The 20,038-nt window shown below is 63.3% G+C and carries 17 protein-coding genes and 1 riboswitch; of the genes, 11 read left to right on the top strand and 6 right to left on the bottom strand.

The window, feature by feature from the left end:
* Window positions 1-24 precede the first annotated feature (24 nt).
* The 4 genes from NKH37_RS03555 (at window position 25) to serA (ending at window position 5,002) form a co-directional block, all read left to right on the top strand.
* The gene (locus NKH37_RS03555) at window positions 25-867 is read left to right on the top strand and encodes an outer membrane protein (protein ID WP_352857540.1); all 843 of its coding nucleotides are present in this window, start codon (window positions 25-27) and stop codon (window positions 865-867) included.
* Between the two features lie 234 nt (window positions 868-1,101).
* Entirely contained in the window at window positions 1,102-1,851 is a 750-nt protein-coding gene (locus tag NKH37_RS03550) for an outer membrane beta-barrel protein (protein WP_353003837.1), read from the top strand.
* 189 nt (window positions 1,852-2,040) lie between these two features.
* Window positions 2,041-3,216, top strand: coding sequence for a phosphoserine transaminase (locus NKH37_RS03545; protein ID WP_352480910.1), 1,176 nt, complete (start codon window positions 2,041-2,043; stop codon window positions 3,214-3,216).
* 187 nt (window positions 3,217-3,403) lie between these two features.
* A complete protein-coding gene (gene serA, locus NKH37_RS03540) occupies window positions 3,404-5,002 on the top strand; it encodes a phosphoglycerate dehydrogenase (protein ID WP_023719597.1) in 1,599 nt (532 codons plus the stop codon).
* A gap of 84 nt (window positions 5,003-5,086) precedes the next feature.
* On the opposite strand, the gene NKH37_RS03535 is transcribed toward serA, so the two are convergent.
* A complete protein-coding gene (locus NKH37_RS03535; RefSeq protein WP_353039805.1) occupies window positions 5,087-5,989 on the bottom strand; it encodes a DMT family transporter in 903 nt (300 codons plus the stop codon).
* A 216-nt stretch (window positions 5,990-6,205) separates the two neighbouring features.
* On the opposite strand from NKH37_RS03535, the gene NKH37_RS03530 reads away from it, so the two are divergent.
* On the top strand, window positions 6,206-7,504 hold the full coding sequence (locus NKH37_RS03530) for an adenylosuccinate synthase (RefSeq protein WP_023680654.1): 1,299 nt from the start codon (window positions 6,206-6,208) through the stop codon (window positions 7,502-7,504).
* 74 nt (window positions 7,505-7,578) lie between these two features.
* Window positions 7,579-9,300, top strand: a complete 1,722-nt coding sequence (locus NKH37_RS03525) for a hypothetical protein (RefSeq protein ID WP_353003834.1) — start codon at window positions 7,579-7,581, stop codon at window positions 9,298-9,300.
* Between the two features lie 30 nt (window positions 9,301-9,330).
* On the opposite strand, the gene NKH37_RS03520 is transcribed toward NKH37_RS03525, so the two are convergent.
* The 4 genes from NKH37_RS03520 to NKH37_RS03505 are packed head-to-tail and all read right to left on the bottom strand — an operon-like array spanning window position 9,331 to window position 12,395.
* Window positions 9,331-9,630, bottom strand: a complete 300-nt coding sequence (locus tag NKH37_RS03520; RefSeq protein ID WP_353003832.1) for a CcdB family protein — start codon at window positions 9,628-9,630, stop codon at window positions 9,331-9,333.
* Window positions 9,630-9,872 (bottom strand): type II toxin-antitoxin system CcdA family antitoxin, encoded by a 243-nt coding sequence (locus tag NKH37_RS03515; protein WP_352480905.1) that lies wholly within the window; start codon window positions 9,870-9,872, stop codon window positions 9,630-9,632. The genes NKH37_RS03520 and NKH37_RS03515 overlap by 1 nt, the downstream gene beginning before the upstream one ends.
* 56 nt (window positions 9,873-9,928) lie before the next feature.
* Window positions 9,929-11,749: an ABC-F family ATP-binding cassette domain-containing protein gene (locus tag NKH37_RS03510; protein WP_353003831.1), complete on the bottom strand. Its 1,821-nt coding sequence runs from the start codon at window positions 11,747-11,749 to the stop codon at window positions 9,929-9,931.
* Window position 11,750: 1 nt separating this feature from the next.
* Entirely contained in the window at window positions 11,751-12,395 is a 645-nt protein-coding gene (locus NKH37_RS03505) for a thiamine diphosphokinase (RefSeq protein ID WP_023721026.1), read from the bottom strand.
* Window positions 12,396-12,522: 127 nt separating this feature from the next.
* Window positions 12,523-12,637: riboswitch (TPP riboswitch) on the top strand.
* Window positions 12,638-12,680: 43 nt separating this feature from the next.
* On the opposite strand from NKH37_RS03505, the gene thiB reads away from it, so the two are divergent.
* From thiB to NKH37_RS03485, 4 genes are all read left to right on the top strand, one after another.
* Window positions 12,681-13,694: a thiamine ABC transporter substrate binding subunit gene (gene thiB / locus NKH37_RS03500; protein WP_353003829.1), complete on the top strand. Its 1,014-nt coding sequence runs from the start codon at window positions 12,681-12,683 to the stop codon at window positions 13,692-13,694.
* Between the two features lie 233 nt (window positions 13,695-13,927).
* Window positions 13,928-15,547 carry a thiamine/thiamine pyrophosphate ABC transporter permease gene (gene thiP / locus NKH37_RS03495; protein ID WP_352480902.1) on the top strand — a complete coding sequence of 540 codons (1,620 nt, stop codon included), beginning with the start codon at window positions 13,928-13,930 and terminating at the stop codon, window positions 15,545-15,547.
* Complete coding sequence (gene thiQ / locus NKH37_RS03490) at window positions 15,544-16,335, top strand: thiamine ABC transporter ATP-binding protein (protein WP_353003827.1); 792 nt, start codon at window positions 15,544-15,546, stop codon at window positions 16,333-16,335. Before thiP ends, thiQ begins: the two co-directional genes overlap by 4 nt.
* A 242-nt stretch (window positions 16,336-16,577) precedes the next feature.
* Window positions 16,578-18,047, top strand: coding sequence for a M48 family metalloprotease (locus NKH37_RS03485; RefSeq protein ID WP_023721023.1), 1,470 nt, complete (start codon window positions 16,578-16,580; stop codon window positions 18,045-18,047).
* 13 nt (window positions 18,048-18,060) lie between these two features.
* Here the strand turns inward: NKH37_RS03485 and NKH37_RS03480 are convergent, their stop codons facing one another.
* Complete coding sequence (locus NKH37_RS03480) at window positions 18,061-18,918, bottom strand: RNA polymerase factor sigma-32 (RefSeq protein ID WP_353003825.1); 858 nt, start codon at window positions 18,916-18,918, stop codon at window positions 18,061-18,063.
* Window positions 18,919-19,246: 328 nt separating this feature from the next.
* Here NKH37_RS03480 and NKH37_RS03475 point away from each other — a divergent pair, with 328 nt between their 5' ends.
* A complete protein-coding gene (locus tag NKH37_RS03475) occupies window positions 19,247-20,020 on the top strand; it encodes an amino acid ABC transporter substrate-binding protein (RefSeq protein ID WP_023721021.1) in 774 nt (257 codons plus the stop codon).
* Window positions 20,021-20,038 lie beyond the last annotated feature (18 nt).

Genomic DNA, 20,038 nt, shown 5'->3' with positions numbered 1-20,038 from the left:
CGAGGGTTCTCAGGGGTGATAAGCATGTTCAACACAGCAAGAATGGCTCTCCTGGCCGCGCTGTTTGCCGGCGTCGGGCCGGCATTCGCCGCCGATTTCGTCGAGCCGCCCGTGGTCGAGGAGGCGCCGCCACCGATCGCCTACGAGCCACCGGCCGAGTATGGTGGCTGGTATATCCGCGGCGATATCGACTATCACTGGTCGAAGTTTCGCGGTGGCGACTATACCACCTACGGTGTAGCGCCCCAGAATCCCGGCAAGTTCGATACAGGCAAGCTGGATGGCGCCTTCTCGGCCGGCGCCGGTGTTGGTTACCAGATCGACGAGCATTTCCGCACCGATCTCACCTTGGACTGGATGAGCAAATCCAAATTCCGCGGCTCGACCAACGGCTTCTGCGGCGTATTACAAACCCCGTGCACATCCGTCGACACCTCGTCCTATTCGGCGCTGCTGCTCTTGGCCAACGCCTATGTCGATATCGGCACCTGGCATGGCGTCACACCTTATGTCGGCGCCGGCATCGGCGGCGCCTGGGTCAAGTGGGATGAACTGCACAACGTCGACGATGACGGCGAGTTCGAGCATCATGGCGGTAAGGGCTGGCGTTTTGCATATGCCGCCATGGCGGGCGCATCCTACTGCCTGACCGACCGCGTAAAGCTCGATGTCGGCTACCGCTTCAGCCACATCAACGGCGGCAAGATGTTCGAATATGCTTCGGATAGCAATGTCGGCCCAGGTTATGACCGAGGCATCAACGTGCACGAAGTGCGCGGCGGCCTGCGCTACCAGTTCGGCAGGTCGGACTGTGCTCCGCCCCCCGAGCCCTATGTTCCGGAACCCGAGCCCGTCTACACGAAGTAGTCGCTTCGAAATCGAAGAATTCGTCGACCGCCCGGCTTCTGCCGGGCGGTTTCGTTTGGCTGCCTAAAGATGCTGCGTTGCTCTGTAATACCGTCCAGCTCGAGGAGCGAAAACGGATCAAATCAATTGCTAACGCCTTGTTATCCTTAACCCGCATTTAACCACTATGGTTAACAATGCTCTCTGAAACGGCGCGCGCGATCGCGAATGCGCCAAGTTCAGGAGCCGGGGACCATGACAATCAAATCGCCTGTAGCACTGGCGCTTGCAGCAGTCGTCCTGATGCCACTGACGCCGGCGCTTGGCGCCGATTACGATCCGCCGGTCTATGTCGACCAGGCGCCCGACTATGTACCGGTCGAGGTTGGCTCGGGATGGTATCTGCGCGGCGATGTCTCCTATCTGGTGCAGAAGAGCTTCAAGGATGAGGATTTCGCCTTCACGCCCGCGAGCTTCGACGAAAAGGAAGATCCCATCTTCGCCAGCATAGGCTTTGGCTACCATTTCAACGACTATCTGCGCGCCGATCTCAATGTCGGCTATCTTCCCGGCAACAAGATCGACGTCGGCTATAACGACGGATCGACCGTGGCATCGGCGACCCTGAAGAACTATGCCTTCTCAGGCATACTCAATGGCTATGTCGACCTTGGCACCTATGTCGGAATCACACCTTATCTCGGCGCTGGTATCGGTGTCGTCCAGAGCAAGCGTCGCCTCTCGGCGAGCTACTTCACGGACAACGCCAACCCCGCCGACGATTTCGTCCTGCGTGACAACAAGACCCAATACTCCTTCGCCTACACGCTGAATGCCGGCCTTGCCTACCAAGTGTCCAAGAACGTCTCAGTCGATCTGGGCTATCAGTATTTTTCCGCGCCAGACGCCGAATATGTGACTGCGGAGAGCCTGACTTCTTTTCCGATCCGCAAAGGAATCAACAATCATCAAGTCAAAGTCGGACTACGCTACGACCTCTGGTAGGCTCGATCGAAGCCGAGGCGTTAACAATGGCGGGTCGTAGGCCCGCCGTTCGCATTTTTGCCCCGGGCGCTGGCAATATCCTGACAGCGACAAAAACTTTCCCCTTGACGCCGAAAGCCTGAACGCATATCGCCGTTCGTGGGCCACCCCTCCCCAACGAGGGGCCACTATCTGGAAGGATAGACCACGATGACGACGCATACGAAGCCCGGATTCCGTCCGGCAAATCCCAATTTTTCCTCAGGTCCCTGTGCAAAACGCCCCGGCTGGTCGGTCGAGGCGCTCAAAAATGCCGCGCTCGGGCGCTCGCACCGTGCCAAGATCGGCAAGACCAAGCTCGAACAAGCGATCGATCTGACGCGGGAAATCCTCCAGGTTCCGGCAGACTATCGCATCGGCATCGTGCCGGCCTCGGACACCGGCGCGGTCGAAATGGCGCTGTGGTCGCTGCTCGGCGAACGCGGCGTCGACATGGTCGCCTGGGAGAGCTTCGGCTCCGGCTGGGTCACCGATGTGGTCAAGCAGCTGAGGCTTGCCGATGTGCGCAGGTTAGAGGCCGACTACGGGGCACTGCCCGACCTGACCAAAATAGACTTCGACCGCGACGTGGTCTTCACCTGGAACGGCACGACGTCGGGCGTGCGCGTGCCGAACGGCGATTTCATCCCGGCCACCCGCAAGGGCCTGACCATTTGCGACGCCACTTCGGCGGCCTTTGCGCAAAAGCTCGATTTTCAGAAACTCGACGTCGTCACCTTCTCCTGGCAGAAGGTGCTGGGCGGTGAGGGCGCGCATGGCATGCTGATCCTCAGCCCGCGCGCCGTCGAACGCCTGGAAAGCTACAAGCCGGCCTGGCCACTGCCGAAGATCTTCCGCCTCACTTCCGGCGGTAAGCTGATCGAGGGCATCTTCAAGGGCGAGACTATCAACACGCCGTCGATGCTGTGCGTCGAGGACTATCTCGATGCGCTGCATTGGGCGAAGTCGATCGGCGGCCTCGATGCGCTGATCGCCCGTGCCGACGCCAATGCCGCCGTGCTCGATGGCTTTGTCCGGAAATCTTCCTGGCTCGGCCATCTTGCAGCCGACCCGGCGACGCGCTCGAACACATCGGTATGCCTTTCCTTCACCGATCCGGATGTCGCGGCACTCGACGCCGACGGACAGGCCGCGTTCGCCAAGGCAATTGTCTCGGTGCTCGACAAGGAAGGCGTCGCCTATGACATCGGCGCCTATCGCGACGCACCGCCCGGCCTGCGCATCTGGTGCGGCGCGACGGTCGAGGCCTCCGACCTCGAGGCGCTGCTGCCTTGGCTGGACTGGGCCTTTGCCGCGCAAAAGGCGTCGCTCAAAGCGGCGGCCTGATCCCTCCCCCTCGAGGGGAGGGTGGCCCGAAGGGCCGGGTGGGGCCGCCTCCACCCGCTCAACGACACGAGCTCAACGATCCACCATCCAGAAAGATTCGGCCGCATCCGGCCGCACCGACCCCACCCCGGCGCTTCGCGCCGACCCTCCCCTCAAGGAGGGACGCCAATCGCAAAGGACCAAGCCAATGCCTCGCGTTCTCGTCTCGGATAAACTTTCCACCACCGCCGTGCAGATCTTCAGGGATCGCGGCATTGACGTCGACTATTTGCCGGATCTCGGCAAGGATAAGGAAAAACTGCTCGAGGTGATCGACCAGTATGATGGGCTGGCCATCCGCTCGGCGACAAAGGTCACGGAGAAGCTGATCAACGCCGCGACCAGGCTGAAGGTCGTGGGCCGCGCCGGCATCGGCGTCGACAATGTCGACATCCCGGCGGCGAGCCGCAAGGGCATCATCGTGATGAACACGCCCTTCGGCAATTCGATCACCACTGCCGAGCATGCGATCGCCATGGTCTTCGCGCTGGCCCGCCAGATACCGGAGGCCAACGCCTCGACCCATGCCGGCAAATGGGAAAAGAACCGCTTCATGGGTGTCGAGATCACCGGCAAGACGCTGGGCATCATCGGCTGCGGCAATATTGGCTCGATCGTCGCTACGCGCGGCGTCGGCCTGAAGATGCATGTCATCGCCTTCGATCCGTTCCTGTCGGACAGCCGCGCCGAGGAGCTCGGCGTCGAAAAGGTCGAACTCGACGAGCTGTTCGCCCGCGCCGACTTCATCACGCTGCACACACCGCTCACCGACAAGACGCGCAACATCATCGATGCCGCGGCGATCGCCAAAATGAAGACGGGTGTGCGCATCATCAATTGCGCGCGTGGCGGGCTGGTCGTCGAGGCCGACCTGATCGCGGCACTGAAAAGCGGCAAGGTGGCAGGCGCCGGCATCGACGTGTTCGAGGTCGAACCGGCGGAGTATAATGAACTGTTCGGCATGGAGAATGTCGTGGCGACGCCGCATCTCGGCGCGTCGACCACCGAAGCGCAGGAGAATGTCGCCCTTCATGTCGCCGAGCAGATGTCCGACTATCTGATCAAGGGCGCCGTTTCCAACGCCATCAACATGCCGTCGATCACCGCCGAAGAGGCGCCGCGGCTGAAACCTTTCGTCAAGCTTGCCGAAGTGCTCGGCGCCTTTGTCGGCCAGGTCACCGAGGATCCAATCAAGGAGGTCGAGATACTGTTCGACGGCTCGACCGCGACGATGAACACGCGCGCGCTGATCAGCGCCACCCTTGCCGGGCTGATCCGGCCGCAGGTCTCCGACGTCAACATGGTGTCGGCGCCGATCATGGTGAAGGAGCGCGGCATCATCGTCGCCGAGGTCAAGCGCGACAAATCCGGCGTGTTCGACGGCTATATCAAGCTCACGGTCAAGACCGAGCATAGGACACGCTCGATCGCCGGCACCTGCTTCTCGGATGGCAAACCGCGCTTCATCCAGATCAAGGGCATCAATCTCGACGCCGAGGTCGGCCAGCACATGCTCTACACGACGAATGCCGATGCGCCTGGGATCATCGGCCTGCTCGGCACGGTCTGCGGCGAGAACGGCGTCAACATCGCCAATTTCCAGCTCGGCCGCAACCGGCCGGGCGGCGATGCCATCGCATTGCTCTATCTCGATGCGCCGTTCCCGGAAAAGGTGTTGGCGCAGGTGCGCTCGCACAAGTCGATCGACTCCGCCAAGCGGCTGCACTTCGACGTCGGCGCGGCCTGAAATTCGGTCGCCCCGTGTGCAGCAGCACGCGGGGCGCTTCCACGGTCGTTGATGGACCGCAGTGAAACGTCGCGGCAAGCGACTTCATTCAGCGGCGGATATCGCCATCTTCCGTCCGCTGTATTCGGCGAGGCTGATGCCGCTGAGCACCAGCGCGAGCGCCAGCGCCTGATAGAGCTGGAATGTCTCGCCGACGATCAGCACCGACAGCAGCGTACCGAAGATCGGCACCAGGTTGATGAACAGGCCGGCCCGGTTCGCGCCGATCAGCTCGTTGCCCCTGATATAGAAGATCTGCGATATGACCGAGGCACCTATGGCGGTATAGAACGCGACCGCCCAGCCGCGCGCATCGGGGACGATGACCTTGCCGACGGCAATCTCCCACAGGAAGAAAGGCAGCGATGTGATGAGTGCGGCAACCGACAGCGCCAGCATCAGGCTCTGCCAGCGGATGACTGGCTTCAGCCGCAACCCCACCGAATAGAAGGAGTAGCAAAGTACGGCGATCAGCATGATGGCGTCGCCGAAGTTGAGATCCAGCCTGAGAAGCTGGCGTGGATCGCCATGGCTCGCCGTCACCGCGACGCCGGCGATGGTCAGCACGACGCCGATGATCTGCACGCCGTTGACGCGCAGGCGAAAGAACACGAAATTGGCGATGATGATGACGATCGGGATCGCCGCCTGCTCGATCGAGACGTTGATTGCCGTGGTGTAGTTAAGCGCCGTGTAGAAGATCGTGTTGAAGAAGGCGAAGCCGCAAGCGCCGAGTCCGCCAAGCAGCAACCAGTGCCTGCGCACCACCGGCCAATCTTGGCGCAGCGTTGCCCAGCCGATCGGCAGCAAGATCAGAACCGCCAGCAGCCAACGCAGGAAGACCAGCGTCATCGGCGAGATATGACCGACCGCCAGCTTCCCCGCCACGGAGTTGCCGCCCCACAGCAAGGTGGTGAACAGCAGGAACAGATAGGCGGCTCGATGCATCGTGAAGTCCCGGCCAGGCGGAGAGAAATGCGCGGTCGATGCGGGCCTATTGCGGCAGCTCGCGCAAGTAAATGATGTCAAAGGCGAAAATTGTTGTGCCTCGGAGCGTTTTGGGCGGCAAAGAATGGTCGCGCTCGCCCGGTCTTGACGCTATAGAGGCCTGTCGTTTCGAACCGTTTCAAGCTGCCTGGCGCGGCATCTCAAGGGAAAAGAAGCATGGCCAATGTGGTGGTCGTCGGCTCGCAATGGGGCGATGAGGGCAAAGGCAAGATCGTCGACTGGTTGTCCGAGCGCGCCGACGTTGTCGTGCGCTTCCAGGGCGGCCACAATGCCGGCCATACGCTGGTCGTCGATGGCAAGGTCTACAAGCTGTCGCTGCTGCCGTCCGGCGTGGTGCGGCAAGGCAAGCTGTCGATCATCGGCAATGGCGTCGTCTTCGATCCGCACGCTTTCGTCGCGGAGGTGGCGAAATTGAAGGCGCAGGGCGTCGAGGTGACGCCGGACCGCCTGAAAATAGCCGAAAACACCGCGCTTATCCTGTCGCTGCACCGGGAGCTGGACGGATTTCGCGAGGACGCCGCTTCCAATTCCGGAACGAAGATTGGCACGACCCGTCGCGGCATCGGTCCGGCCTACGAAGACAAGGTGGGCCGACGCGCGGTCAGGGTGATGGATTTGGCGGATTTGGAAACGCTGCCCTTGAAGGTCGACAGGCTGCTGACGCACCACAATGCGCTGCGCCGTGGGCTCGGCCATGCCGAGGTCACGCATGAGGCGATCATGAGCGAGCTGATCTCGGTCGCCGACGAGATTCTGCCCTATATGGACCGGGTCTGGAAAATCCTCGATGACAAGCGCCGCGCCGGCGAGCGCATCCTGTTCGAAGGCGCGCAAGGCACGCTGCTCGACATCGACCATGGCACCTATCCGTTCGTTACCTCCTCCAATACGGTTGCCGGCCAGGCCGCCGCTGGATCCGGCGTCGGCCCGGGCGCCATCGGCTATGTGCTCGGCATCACCAAGGCCTACACGACGCGCGTTGGCGAAGGCCCGTTTCCAACCGAACAGAAGAACGAGATCGGCGAGTTCCTGGGCACGCGCGGCCATGAATTCGGCGTCGTCACCGGCCGCAAGCGCCGCTGCGGCTGGTTCGATGCCGTGCTGGTCCGCCAGGCTGTCGCCGTCAACGGCATCAAGGGCATTGCGCTGACCAAGCTCGATGTGCTCGATGGGCTGGACGAGATCAAGGTCTGCACCGGCTACCGCCTCGACGGCGAGGCGATCGATTACCTGCCGGCCAGCCAGGGCGCGCAGGCGCGCGTCGAACCGGTCTACGAGACGCTGGAGGGGTGGAAAGGCACCACCGCCGGCGCGCGCAGCTGGAACGACCTGCCGGCCCAGGCGGTGAAGTACGTCCGCTACATCGAAGAGCTGATCGGCGCGCCGGTCGCACTCCTTTCCACCAGCCCTGAACGGGACGACACGATACTTGTGACCGATCCGTTTCAAGACTAGTTTCTCAGCCTTTCCGGGCATTGCGGCTGATTTGCGGGGGCCGGCCCAGAAACAAAATGCAGGTCGACTGAAGCATGGTAGATTTTGTTTCTGTTCTGAAAAAGACGCTCGACAATCTCGGCGAGCCGTCGGCGGAGGTGCGCGCCAGGGTCTACGACAAGGCCCGTTCGACGATTGCAAAGAAGATTGCCGAACGCGATCCACCGCTTGCGCCGTCGGACGTCGCCAGGCAGAAGCGTGCACTCGAAGATGCCATCGCAAGCATTGAGCGAGAGTATGGCAAACCGGCGCCGGCATCCGATCCGCTGGCGGAGCTGGAGGACATCTTCTCCTCCATCGACCGCAACAAGAACCAGCCCAGCCATGTCCGCCAGCCGGCCAAAACCGAGCCGGCCAAGACCGAGCCGGCAAAGACCGGGCCGGCACAGACTGGGCCGGCACAGACTGGGCCGGCATGGCAGCCCACGCCCGCCAAGGCGGCGCCGAACTGGCAAAAGCCGCAGCCCGTCACTCTTTCTCAGGAGCGCGCTGGTCCGCCGCCGTCCGACATGGATCTTCCGACAGCCGATGACCAAGACGGGGTTTTTCGGGGCGATGACTTTTCCAACGACGGCGACCCCGCGGAGGACAGGTTCCAGCGGCTCCATCCTGCCGAGCGCAGGCGCAGCTATGGCGGTGTGATTGCCGCTGCCGTCGCCTTGCTGGTCATTGCCGGTGGCGGTTACGGCATGTGGCTGAACAAGGATGCGTTCGGCAGCATGCTCGGCCTCGACGGGACCAAAACCGTCGCCACCGAACCGCTGGTAAAGCCAGCCCCGGCCAAGCCGGTGGCCGATGCGGCCGTCCCGGCCGCCGCGCCTCCGACGGAGGCCGGCGAAGGCGCGAAGTTCACGCAGCGCCTGACGCCCGAAGGCCACGAGGTCGATCCCGGCCCCGCGGCCGGGCAGGCGGGCATCGGCGAAGGCGAATCCGTCGCCGCGCTGACCACGCCGCCGTCGGCCGCACAAACGCCGACCAGCCCGGTACCCGCCGCGCCGGCACCGGCCGCGCCCACAGACGCGCAAGCCACGGCCAATGCTCCAGCAGTCGACGGGTCCGCTGCACCAACTCCCGCAACGCCGCCCGCCAACGGGGCGGCAGCGCCGGCCGATGCTGCAGCTGTCCCGCCAGCGCCTGCAGCGGCCGCCACACCGCCCGTGGCGGCAGCGGCACCGACGGTAGTTCCGCCGGAAGCCGCGCTGGCCGTCGGCCAGAAAGCGATCTTCTACGAGGAGCGCACCAGCACCGCTCAAGGCTCGGCCGAGCCCGGCAATATCGTCTGGTCACTGGTGCAGGAATCGCCCGGCGGCGACCTGCCGCCCGAGCCGGCGATCCGCGCCGAGGCGACCATTCCAGGCAAGGATATCCAGTTGCGCATGACGATCCGTCGCAACACCGACCAGACACTGCCGGCCAGCCATATCATCGAGATGATCTTCCTGACGCCTGACGGCTTCGAGGGCGGCGGCGTCGACAACATCCTGCGTGTCGCCATGAAGGGCTCCGAGCAGGATGCCGGCAGCCCGCTGATCGGCATCCCGGCCAAGATCGCCGACGGTTTCTTCCTGGTTGCGCTCAACGATACCAAGGCAGATGAAGACGCCAATCTGACCTTGCTCAGGGGCCAGGACTGGATCGACGTGCCGGTCGTCTACAAGACCGGGCGGCGGGCGCTGCTGACGATGGAAAAGGGCATTCCGGGCGAGAAGGTGTTCGACGAGGCGCTGAAGGCCTGGCAGACAAAGACAGCGGGTTGAGGCCGCTCACCAGCCCAACCCCTCTTTGGCTCAGAAGCCTTGGAACAACATGTAGAGTGCGCTCACGATGTCGTCGTGATGGCGAGAAAGGTTTCCTTCGGCAATGGGCAATTCAGATGTCATCAAGGCTGACATGAATTGAGTGACCATGACATGGTCCTTACCGTTGATTGTGAAGATAGGATTTAGCCGGCGGCCCGGCACTGGGGCCTTATTGGCCGGCATCAGCGGGACGACTACCTTAGTGTCGAGCCGTCCCAGAAGGTCGGACTGGACATCGAGAAGATAACCGTCGCCTTCGGCACTCTGGTAGAAATCATAACGCGCCATCAAAACAGCCGGTGCTTGGCCAGAGGCAAGCCGTTGCGCCTGACATAGTCATTGGAACTCTCGATCGCTTCCTTGTTTTCCTCCTGCCATCGCCGGGTTTTTTCGGCCGAAATCGCCTTGGCGATACCCTCTTCTGCAGCGCGGGATATATTGATGCCCAACGCCTTGGCGTCCTCGATCAATCCGGAGTCGATCGATGTATTAACCGACTTTCTTTGGGTTTTTGGATTCGATCGAGGCATGAGCCGCTCCCATTTATGCGCATAATGTAGGCGCATATGAGCGTGCATTCAACCTCTCACCCCTCCATCTCTTCGCGCAGCATCTCGAGTTCCAGCCATTCCTCTTCGAGCGCTTCCAGCATGGCGCGCTCCTTGTCGAGCGCGGCAATCGTCTTCTGGAACGACGCCGGGTCGCGCTCATAATAGGCCGGATCGGCGATGTTGTTCTCCAGCCGCGAGATCGAGGCCGACACCGCCTCGATCTTCTTGGGTAAGGTTTCCAGCGCGAATTTCTGCTTGAACGACAGTTTCTTGGCCGGGCCCCCGCTAGCGGCCGCTTCGCTCCTGCTTGCCGCCGTCGCCTCGCCGGTCTCTGCCTTCGGCCGCGCCTTGCGGTCGTCCAGCCTGGTGCCGCCGCGCTGCGCCAGCATATCGGAATAGCCGCCGGCATATTCGATCCAGCGGCCGTCGCCATCCGGCGCGATGATGCTGGTCACCGTGCGGTCGAGGAAATCGCGATCGTGGCTGACCAGGATCACCGTGCCGGCAAAGCCGGCGACCAGTTCCTGCAGCAGCTCCAGTGTCTCCATGTCGAGATCGTTGGTCGGCTCGTCGAGCACAAGCAGGTTTGCCGGCCGCGCCAAAACGCGGGCGAGGATAAGCCGTGCCCGCTCGCCGCCCGAAAGCTCGCGCACCGGCGTGCGCGCCTGTTCCGGCTTGAACAGGAAGTCCTTCATGTAAGAGACGACGTGGCGCTGTTCGCCATTGATGACAAGGTTCTCGCCGCGCCCGTCGGTGAGATACTGCGCCAGTGTCTCCTGCGGATCGACGGCCTCGCGCTTCTGGTCGAGCGTGGCGATCTCCAGGTTGGTGCCGAGCCGCACCGTGCCTGCGTCCGGCTTCAATTCGCCGGTCAGCATCTTCAATAGCGTCGTCTTGCCGGCGCCGTTCGGCCCGACCAGACCGACGCGATCGCCGCGCTGGATGCGTGTCGAGAATCCCTTGACCACGGTCAGATCGCCAAAGCTCTTCTCGATGTTCTTGGCCTCAATCACCAGCTTGCCGGATTCGGCGGCGTCGCTGGCTGTCATCGTCGCCGCACCCTCGGCGCCACGATGACCGCGAAAGCGCTGGCGCATGGTCTGCAACTCACCGAGCCGGCGCATGTTGCGCTTGCGCCTTGCCGTCACGCCATAGCGCAGCCAGTGCTCCTCGCGCACGATCTGGCGGCCGAGCTTGTGCTGCTCGCGCTCTTCCTCCTCCAACACCGTGTCGCGCCATTCCTCGAAATAGGCAAAGCCCTTATCGAGACGGCGGGTCTGGCCGCGGTCGAGCCAAATTGTGGCGCGTGACACGCGTTCGAGAAAACGGCGGTCATGCGAGATGACGACCAGGGCCGAGGAGGTGCGGGCAAGCTCCTCCTCCAGCCATTCGATAACCGAAAGGTCAAGATGATTGGTCGGTTCATCGAGGAGAAGAATGTCGGGCTCGGGCGCCATGACGCGGGCGAGTGCCGCGCGCCGCGCCTCGCCCCCGGAGAGGTCGTTCGGCCGTTCCTCGCCGGTCAGGCCGAGATGCTCCATCAGATAGGTGGCGCGGTAGGGATCATCGGCGGGCCCGAGCCCCGCCTCGACATAGGCGCGAACGGTCGCAAAACCGTCCATGTCGGGCATTTGCGGCAAATAGCGCACGGTCGCCGAGGGCTGGCGGAAGACTTCGCCGTCCTGCGGTTCGATCAGCCCGGCAGCGATCTTGAGGAGCGTCGACTTGCCAGAGCCGTTGCGCCCGACCAGGGCGATCTTGTCGCCAGCTGACGCCGTCAGGGCGGCACCGTCGAGCAGCGGCGCGCCGCCAAAGGTCAGCTTTATCCCGTCGAGATTGAGAAGCGGCGGCGCCATGTCAGCTTTCAGGTAGGGGAAAAGGATGCGCGAGCAGCAGCGCGCGGCCGCTGGCCAGCGCGATTTCCAGCCGGCCCTTGACCTCGTTGGAAATGGTCAGCGACGAGCCGAAGGCAACCTCGACATGGGCGAGCGGCCATTTGGCGCCGGTGACTGTCAGGCCGGCGAGATCCGAAAAGCCGAGCACCGAAAACAGCGTACCGTCGACATAATCGAAGCCAGTCTTTCCAGGCAGCAAAGGAATGCCTTCCTGTGCGCCGCTGGTCAAAAGCACTTCCGTTCCGCCTTCCGCCAGCCGGACGCTGAGCGCCAAATGCAGGAAGATGTGGTCGGTGCGTTTGCCGCCGAAGGCGCCTGCGAGCACAAGGCTGGTCGCACCGCGTTCGAGCGCGGCGGCGATAGCGAGTTCACCGTCGGTCTTGTCCTTTTCGGCGGGAAACACCTGCCGTGGCACGGCGGCCAGATCCTCCGGCAAATCGGCAGGCACGGAATCGAAATCGCCGACCCAGAGTTCCGGCATCAGGCCCAGCATAAGGGCATGGCCGATACCGGCATCGGCAGCGATGACGCGGGAGCCTTCGACCTGGCGGTCGAGCAGCGGCGTACGGATGAGATCGCCGCCAAGCAGGATGGTGAATGTGCTCATATCTCGTGGCCCTTACCAGCCCTGCCCCGGAAACGGAAGATGAAACGGCAGATGAAACAGGACGCCGCGCTTTGGATGCCCGGCAAACTTCCGCTTGCGCAGCACTTCGGCCGGGCCTATGTGTCGAAACGCTCTAACGGGGTGCCGGACGCGATCTTCGCGGACCGGCTGAGAGGCAAGACTGCCAACCCGCTGAACCTGATCCGGTTTGTACCGGCGGAGGGATTAGACGTTTCGGACAGCCCGACGCCTCAATTCCTTTCAACGCGAACGAAGGAGGCGCCGATGCGCAGTTTTTTCCACGCTCTTGTCTCGATTATCCTGCTTGCGGCATCCGTGCTTGCCCTACCGGGGCAGGCATCGGCACAGGATAAGCTGACCGTCTATACCTATGAAAGCTTCACCGCCGATTGGGGTCCGGGACCGGCGGTGAAGAAGGCCTTCGAGGCCGAGTGCAGCTGCGTCGTCGAATTCGTCTCGGTCGCCGACGGCGTGGCACTGCTCAACCGTGTGAAGCTGGAAGGGGCCGCGACCAAGGCCGATATCGTGCTTGGCCTCGATACCAATTTGACGGCGGACGCCAAGGCAACCGGCCTGTTTTCGCCGCATGGCGCCGTGACGGACGTCAGTGTGCCGGGTGGCTGGAGCGACGATATCTTCGTGCCGTTCGACTATGGCTATTTCGCTATCGTCTACGATAGCGAAAAACTGAAGAGCCCGCCGAAGAGCCTCAGGGAATTGGTCGAGGGCGATGCCGGCGACAAAATCGTCATCCAGGATCCACGCACCTCGACGCCGGGCCTTGGCCTGCTGTTGTGGGTCAAGTCGGTCTATGGCGACAAGGCGCCGGAAGCCTGGGCCAAACTCAAGGCAAAGGTGCTGACGGTGACGCCGGGCTGGAGCGAGGCCTACGGCCTGTTCACCAAGGGTGAGGCGCCGATGGTGCTGTCCTATACCACTTCGCCAGCCTACCACATGGTTGCCGAAAACACCTCGCGCTACCAGGCGGCGTCCTTCGAGGAAGGCGAATATCTGCAGATCGAGGTCGCTGGGATCACCACCAAGGGCGCGAAGAACCCGCTGGCGGAAAAGTTCATCGCCTTTATGACCGGGCCGAAATTCCAGGACGTCATTCCCGAAACCAACTGGATGTTCCCGGCCGGCAAAACCGACAAGCCGCTCAATCCGGCGTTCGACAAGCTCGTCAAACCGACCAAAACCTTGCTGTTCAGCTCGGAAGAGGTCGCCGCAAATCGCAAGGCCTGGGTCGACGAGTGGCTGGCGGTGATGAGCAAGTAGCTCGGATAGAAAGATGATCGCCCTACGGCGCCCCCCTCTGTCCTGCCGGACATCTCCCCCACAAGGAGGGAGATTGGCCGTCATGCCGGCTTTCGCCAATCTCCGACATTGCCGGAATGAGCGGAGCGCTGAACCTGCCAATCTCTCCCCATGTGGGGGAGATGTCCGGCAGGACAGAGGGGCGCGCGAAGGAACGCAATCCTCGCTAAGAATCTCGAATCTGGTGGTCTAGCGTGCAACGCGCGCCATCATCGGATACCCGCGTCGCTGCCGGTATCGTCGCGCTCGCCGCCATCGCGCTGCTGATCGGCGGGGCATTCGCCGGGCTCGTCGTCGAAGCCATGCGCGACCTGTCGGGCGCCGCCTCCGCCTTTGATTCCTATCTCCTCCGTGTTGCCCGCTTCACGCTCTGGCAGGCTCTGTTGTCGACCCTGCTCTCCGTCGCACCGGCGCTGTTCGTCGCGCGCGCGCTGTCGCGGCATCCACAGTTTTTCGGGCGAGGCTTTGTCCTGCAGCTTTTCGCCGTGCCGCTGGCGCTGCCGGCCATTGTTGCCGCACTCGGTGTCTTGGCACTCTATGGCCGCGCCGGGTATTTCGCCGGCTTGCTCGGTGCGATTGGCGGCCAGAACTGGCCCGGCATCTATGGCCTATCGGGTATTCTCGTCGCCCACGTCTTTTTCAACCTGCCGCTGGCAACGCGACTGTTCCTGGAAGCGTTGCAGACGGTGCCGGCTAACCAATGGCGGCTGGCGAGCCAGCTTGGCATGGGTGCTGCGCCGGCCTTCCGGCTGATCGAATGGCCGGCGTTGCGTGCGGCCCTGCCGGGCGTTGCCGGGCTCGTTTTCATGCTGTGCATCACCTCCTTCACCATCGTGCTTACGCTCGGCGGCGGGCCGCGCGCGACGACGCTGGAGGTTGCTATATACCAGGCGCTGCGTTTCGACTTCGACCCGGCGCGGGCGGTGACGCTGACCTTGTTGCAGATTGCCCTGACCTTCGTCGTCGTGCTGGCACTAACGCGGCTTGGCGCCAATATGACCGGCGACGCCAATTTGCCGGTAGCCCCGCGCCGGTATTTTTCAGCCGGTGCGGCCGAGACCGTGCTGAACGCACTGGTGATCGGGCTGGCACTGCTGTTTGTCGCCGGACCGATGGCGGCTACGCTGTCGGCCGGGCTTGGCGCCGATCTCGGCCGCCTGGCCGGCGAGAGCGCGGTGCGGCAAGCGACGGCGACCAGTGCCGTGCTCTCCCTCCTATCGGCGCTGCTCTCCTTGGCGTTGTCGCTGTCGCTGGTTATGGCGCGCCGGGCGCTGGCGCTCACCCGGCGGACCGGCAGGCGGACGCTGCTCGAACACCTGGCCGACACCGGTGCGGGGTTCGTCCTGGTGGTGCCGCCCATCGTCATCGGTGCCGGCTGGTTCCTGCTCCTGCGCAGCGTCAGCGATGTCTTTGCGATCGCCCCTGTCATGGTGGTTGTGGTCAATGCGGTGATGGCGATGCCGTTCGCCATCCGCGCCATCCGCCCCGCCTATGACGCGGCGAGCGAACGCCACGAACGGCTCTGTGCACAGCTGGGCATCTCGGGCTGGAACCGGTTGCGTCTGGTCGACTGGCCGTCGCTGCGGCGGCCGCTCGCCACCGGCTTCGCCTTCGCCATGGCGCTGTCGCTCGGTGATCTCGGCGTCATTGCGCTGTTCGGCAGCGATTCCGTGCAGACATTGCCCTATCTGTTGCTGGCGCGCATGGGCAGCTACCGCACCGAGGATGCGGCCGGCCTGGCGCTGCTGCTCGGCCTTGTCTGCCTGGCGCTTGTGCTGACCGCGGACTGGCTGGGAAGGAGGGAGAAATCATGATGCCGATCAGCCCGGAACGGTCGATTTCGGTCGAAAAAGGCGCGGCCGTGCGGCTCGATAATGTCTCGTTCAGCTATGGTGAAATGCCGCTTATATTCGATGTCGATTTCCCGGCGTCGGAAATCACTGCCATCATGGGGCCGAGCGGTTCGGGAAAGTCGACGCTGCTCAATCTGGTGGCCGGTTTCGAGGCGCCGCGGTCAGGCCGCGTGCTCATCGGCGGCGCCGACGTCAGCACTGCGCCGCCATCAGCGCGGCCGGTATCGATGGTGTTCCAGGAAAACAACCTGTTTGCCCATCTGTCCCTCGAGCAGAATGTCGGGCTCGGCCGCTCGCCTTCGCTCATGCTGAGCGAGGCTGACCGCGCCGCAATCGCCGCAGCGCTGAAGCGCGTCGGCCTTGCCGGCAAGGAAAGCCGGCTGCCGCGCGAACTCTCCGGCGGTGAGCGGCAGCGCGTCGCGCTCGCTCGGGTCCTGGTGCGCGACCGGCCGGTGTTGTTGCTCGACGAGCCGTTCGCTTCGCTCGGACCGGCACTGCGCGACGACATGCTCGACCTGGTCGCCGACGTCCATTCGGAGCAGCGCATGACGGTGCTATTCGTCACGCACCAGCCGGACGATGCGCGCCGTATCGGGCAAAACATGGTTTTCCTGGATGGTGGCACGGTTGCCGCGACGGGCACCGCGGCCGATTTTTTCGTCGGGGCTGGACCGGAGGCATTCCGACGCTATATCGGCTCGGGTCCGTTTGCGGCTGGATCACGAGATGTTGCCCGGAAGCGGACATAATTTATGGTCAAACCGGCGGAAGGCGAAGCGGCGCTTGCTTGCCATGGTCGAGGTAGTGTGGCTAGGTCCGCCAGGAGCTGGTCCGGCTTAGACCGTGATTTGCCCTTGCTGCCTCGTATCTGTCGGACGCCGTAGCACTTGATTTTGCGCGTGATGCTTCCGGAAATCGCGCCCGATTTTCGCGGTCACGTGCCAGGACTTGAAAGGAAGCCGATCTGCCGACCGGCATCGACAATCGGAGGGTGAAACCGCTGGCGCGCTTTCTGGCGCTGGCCGGTCTTGCCGTGGCGCTGGCAAGCTGCCAGATGTTCACGCCTCCCGACGTGCAGGAATCAGGCTTTCAGCCCTCAGACAAGCCGATCACGGTCGACAACGTCGCCGCCAACGGCAAGCTCGCCCAACTGGCGAAGGCGCAGCACCCGCGCATCCTCGCCACCTATGGCGGAGAATATTCCGACCCCAAGCTCGAGCGCATGGTGGCCAAGATCGTCGGCAGACTGACCGTAGTGTCGGCCAACCCGACCCAGACCTACCGCATCACCATCCTCAACTCGCCCAACGTCAATGCCTTCGCGCTGCCGGGCGGCTATCTCTACATCACCCGGGGCCTGCTTGCCTTGGCCAACGATTCAGCCGAGCTTGCCGCCGTCATTGCGCATGAAATGGGCCATGTTACGGCCAATCACGGCCTGCAGCGCCAGCAGCTGGAAGCCGAAGAGGGGTTGGCGACCAAGGTCGTTTCGGATGTGCTCGGCGACAACCCGACGGCCAAGGCGGCGCTGATCCGCGGCAAGCTGAGGCTGGCCCAGTTCTCGCGCAATCAGGAGCTGGAGGCCGACGCCATCGGCATCAAATCGATCGGCGAAGCCGGTTTCGATCCCTACGCTGCCGGCCGCTTCTTGCAGTCGATGTCGGCCTATACCGATTTCCGCTCGATCAGCGGCGCCACCGACGCCAGCCTCGACTTCCTGGCGACGCACCCCAACACGCCGCAGCGTATCGACCTCGCGCAGCGCCACGCCCGCCAGTTCGGCGCGCCCGGTGTCGGGTCGCGCGATCGCGATTCATTCCTTTCCGGCGTAGACGGGCTGCTTTACGGCGACACACCGGAGGAAGGCTATGTGCGCGGCGAAACTTTCCTGCATCCTGGCCTCGGCGTGTCGTTCTCGGTGCCCAACGGCTTCATCATCGACAATTCGGCAGCGGCGGTGACGGCGACAGGCCCGGGCGACATCGCGATCCGCTTCGACGGCGTTTCGATCGACAAGGGCCGCTCGCTGACCGACTACATCCGCAGCGGCTGGGTTGCCGGCCTCGACGACAGCAGCGTGCGCCAGGAAACGATCAACGGCAACGAAGCGGCAACCGCGCATGCCGGCGCCGATGGCTGGCAATTCGATATTGCGGTGATCCGCGCCGGCGGCCAGGTCTACCGCTTGCTGACCGCGGCGCCTTCGGCCAGCACCTCGCTGAGCACGGTGGCGCGCTCCGTCAGCGGCTCGTTCCGCATCCTGAGTGCTGCCGAGAAGGCGGCGTTGAAGCCGCTGCGTATCCGCATCGTCACGGTGCAGCCCGGCCAGACAATGGGCTCCCTGGCCGCACAGATGGTCGGCGTCGACCGCAAGCTGGATTTGTTCAGGGTGCTCAACGCGCTGTCGCCGGGTGCCGCCGTTTCGGCCGGCGACAAGGTCAAGATCGTCACCGACAAATAGCAGCCGACGCGATTCAGGCTGCGAGAAATTCCGGGTTCTGCTTCACCAGCGCCGCCTTGAGCTTTTCCATGGCGCGCGCCTCGATCTGCCGGACACGTTCCTTGGAGATGCCGAGCGTCTCGCCGAGCGCTTCGAGCGTCGCGCCCTCGTCGCTCAGCCGGCGCTCCTCGATAATCCTGAGTTCTCGCGCATTGAGCGCGCCGAGCGCCGTCTTCAGCCAGACAGAGCGGCGTTCGACATCGATCGTGTCGCCGACGACCTCGTCGGGCAGCGGGTCATCCGAAACCAGGAACTCCATCCGCTCGGTTGCGCCCGCATCGTCGGCAAGCGGCGTGTTGAGCGAGCTGTCGGGTGCCGAAAGGCGGGAATCCATCATCGCCACATCGGCCTCGGAAACGCCGAGAGCCGCCGACACTTCGCGGTAAAGCGTGGCATTCGACGTCTGCTCGGCGCCTTTTGCCAGGCGGGCGCGTAGGCGCCGCAGGTTGAAGAACAGCGCCTTTTGCGCCGAGCTGGTGCCGCCGCGCACGATCGACCAGTTGCGCAGGATATAATCCTGCATCGAGGCGCGGATCCACCATGTCGCATAGGTCGAGAACCGCACCTCGCGCTCGGGCTCGAAACGGGCCGCGGCCTCCAGCAGCCCGACATGGCCTTCCTGGATCAGATCGCCCAGGGGAAGGCCGTAGTGGCGGAACCGCGACGCCATAGAAATGACCAGCCGCATATGGGCGACGGTGATGCGGTGCAGCGCGTGCTGGTCATTGTTCTCCTTCCAGCGCAGCGCCAGGAGATGCTCTTCGTCGCGCTCCAGGTAAGGGGCTTTCATCGCCGCGCGAACCATGGTCCGTCCTGCACTGTCTTGCATCATGCCGCGCTCCTGCTTCAGGCGTTGCGGTGCGATCGCTGAATCGTGAGTTGGCGCCGATGGTTGAAATGGCGGCGCCGCGCCCTACAACAGCCAAGAACGTGCGATGCGGGGGAATGTTCCCCCGGACTGTCATGCCGATTGCGCTGTTCCAGGCGATTCGCCATCGGCCTTGACTCAGCCGGGTGGCGCCGGGAGGTGTTGGTTGAGAATGGGATTTCAAGGGCGCGAGATTTTTGAAATTTAGTTTCTTATTTTGGCATCGCGCATCTGTCATTTTCCGGCACTCGCAACGACGCCGGACATCGGCCAAGGACGGGATCACAGAAAAATGAAATGGCTCAAATCGCTCATTATCGCCGGAACGCTGCAGGTTCTGGCAATCGCCGCCGGTCATGCCGGCGCCAATCTCGACCAGATCAAGCAGTCCGGCGTCTTCAAGGTCGGCACGGAAGGAACCTATGCGCCCTTCACCTATCATGATGCTTCCGGCGCGCTGGTCGGCTTCGACGTCGAGATCGCCCGGGCCATCGCCGAGCGCCTCGGCGTCAAAGCCCAGTTCCTCGAAGGCAAATGGGACGGGCTGATCGCCGGTCTCGACGCCAACCGCTACGATGCCGTCATCAACGAGGTCGGCATCACCGAGGCGCGCAAGGCCAAATATGATTTCTCCGATCCTTACATCGCCTCCAAGGCGGTGCTGATCGTGCGCGGCGACAACACCGACATCAAGGGTTTCGCCGATCTCAAGGGCAAGAAGGCGGCGCAGTCGCTGACCTCGAATTTCGGCAAGCTGGCTGAAACCAATGGCGCTGAGCTCGTCGGCACCGACGGCTTCGACCAGTCGATCCAGCTTCTTCTCACCGGCCGCGCCGACGCCACCATCAACGACAGCCTGTCCTTCCTCGACTTCAAGAAGCACAAGCCCGACGCCAATGTGAAGATTGCCGCGCAGGAAGAAAACGCCGACTATTCCGGCGTCATCGTGCGCAAGGGCGATCCGGAACTGGTGGCCGCCATCAATAAGGCGCTGGCCGACATCAAGGCCGACGGTACCTACCAGAAAATCGCCGATACCTATTTCGGCCAGGACGTTTCGAAGTAAACGGCTTTTCTCGCGTGG

The organism is Mesorhizobium sp. M1217 (assembly GCF_040318275.1).
Classification (GTDB): domain Bacteria; phylum Pseudomonadota; class Alphaproteobacteria; order Rhizobiales; family Rhizobiaceae; genus Mesorhizobium.
Note: the sequence above shows the minus strand (reverse complement) of the source record. Positions and strands in the feature narration are given on the sequence as shown.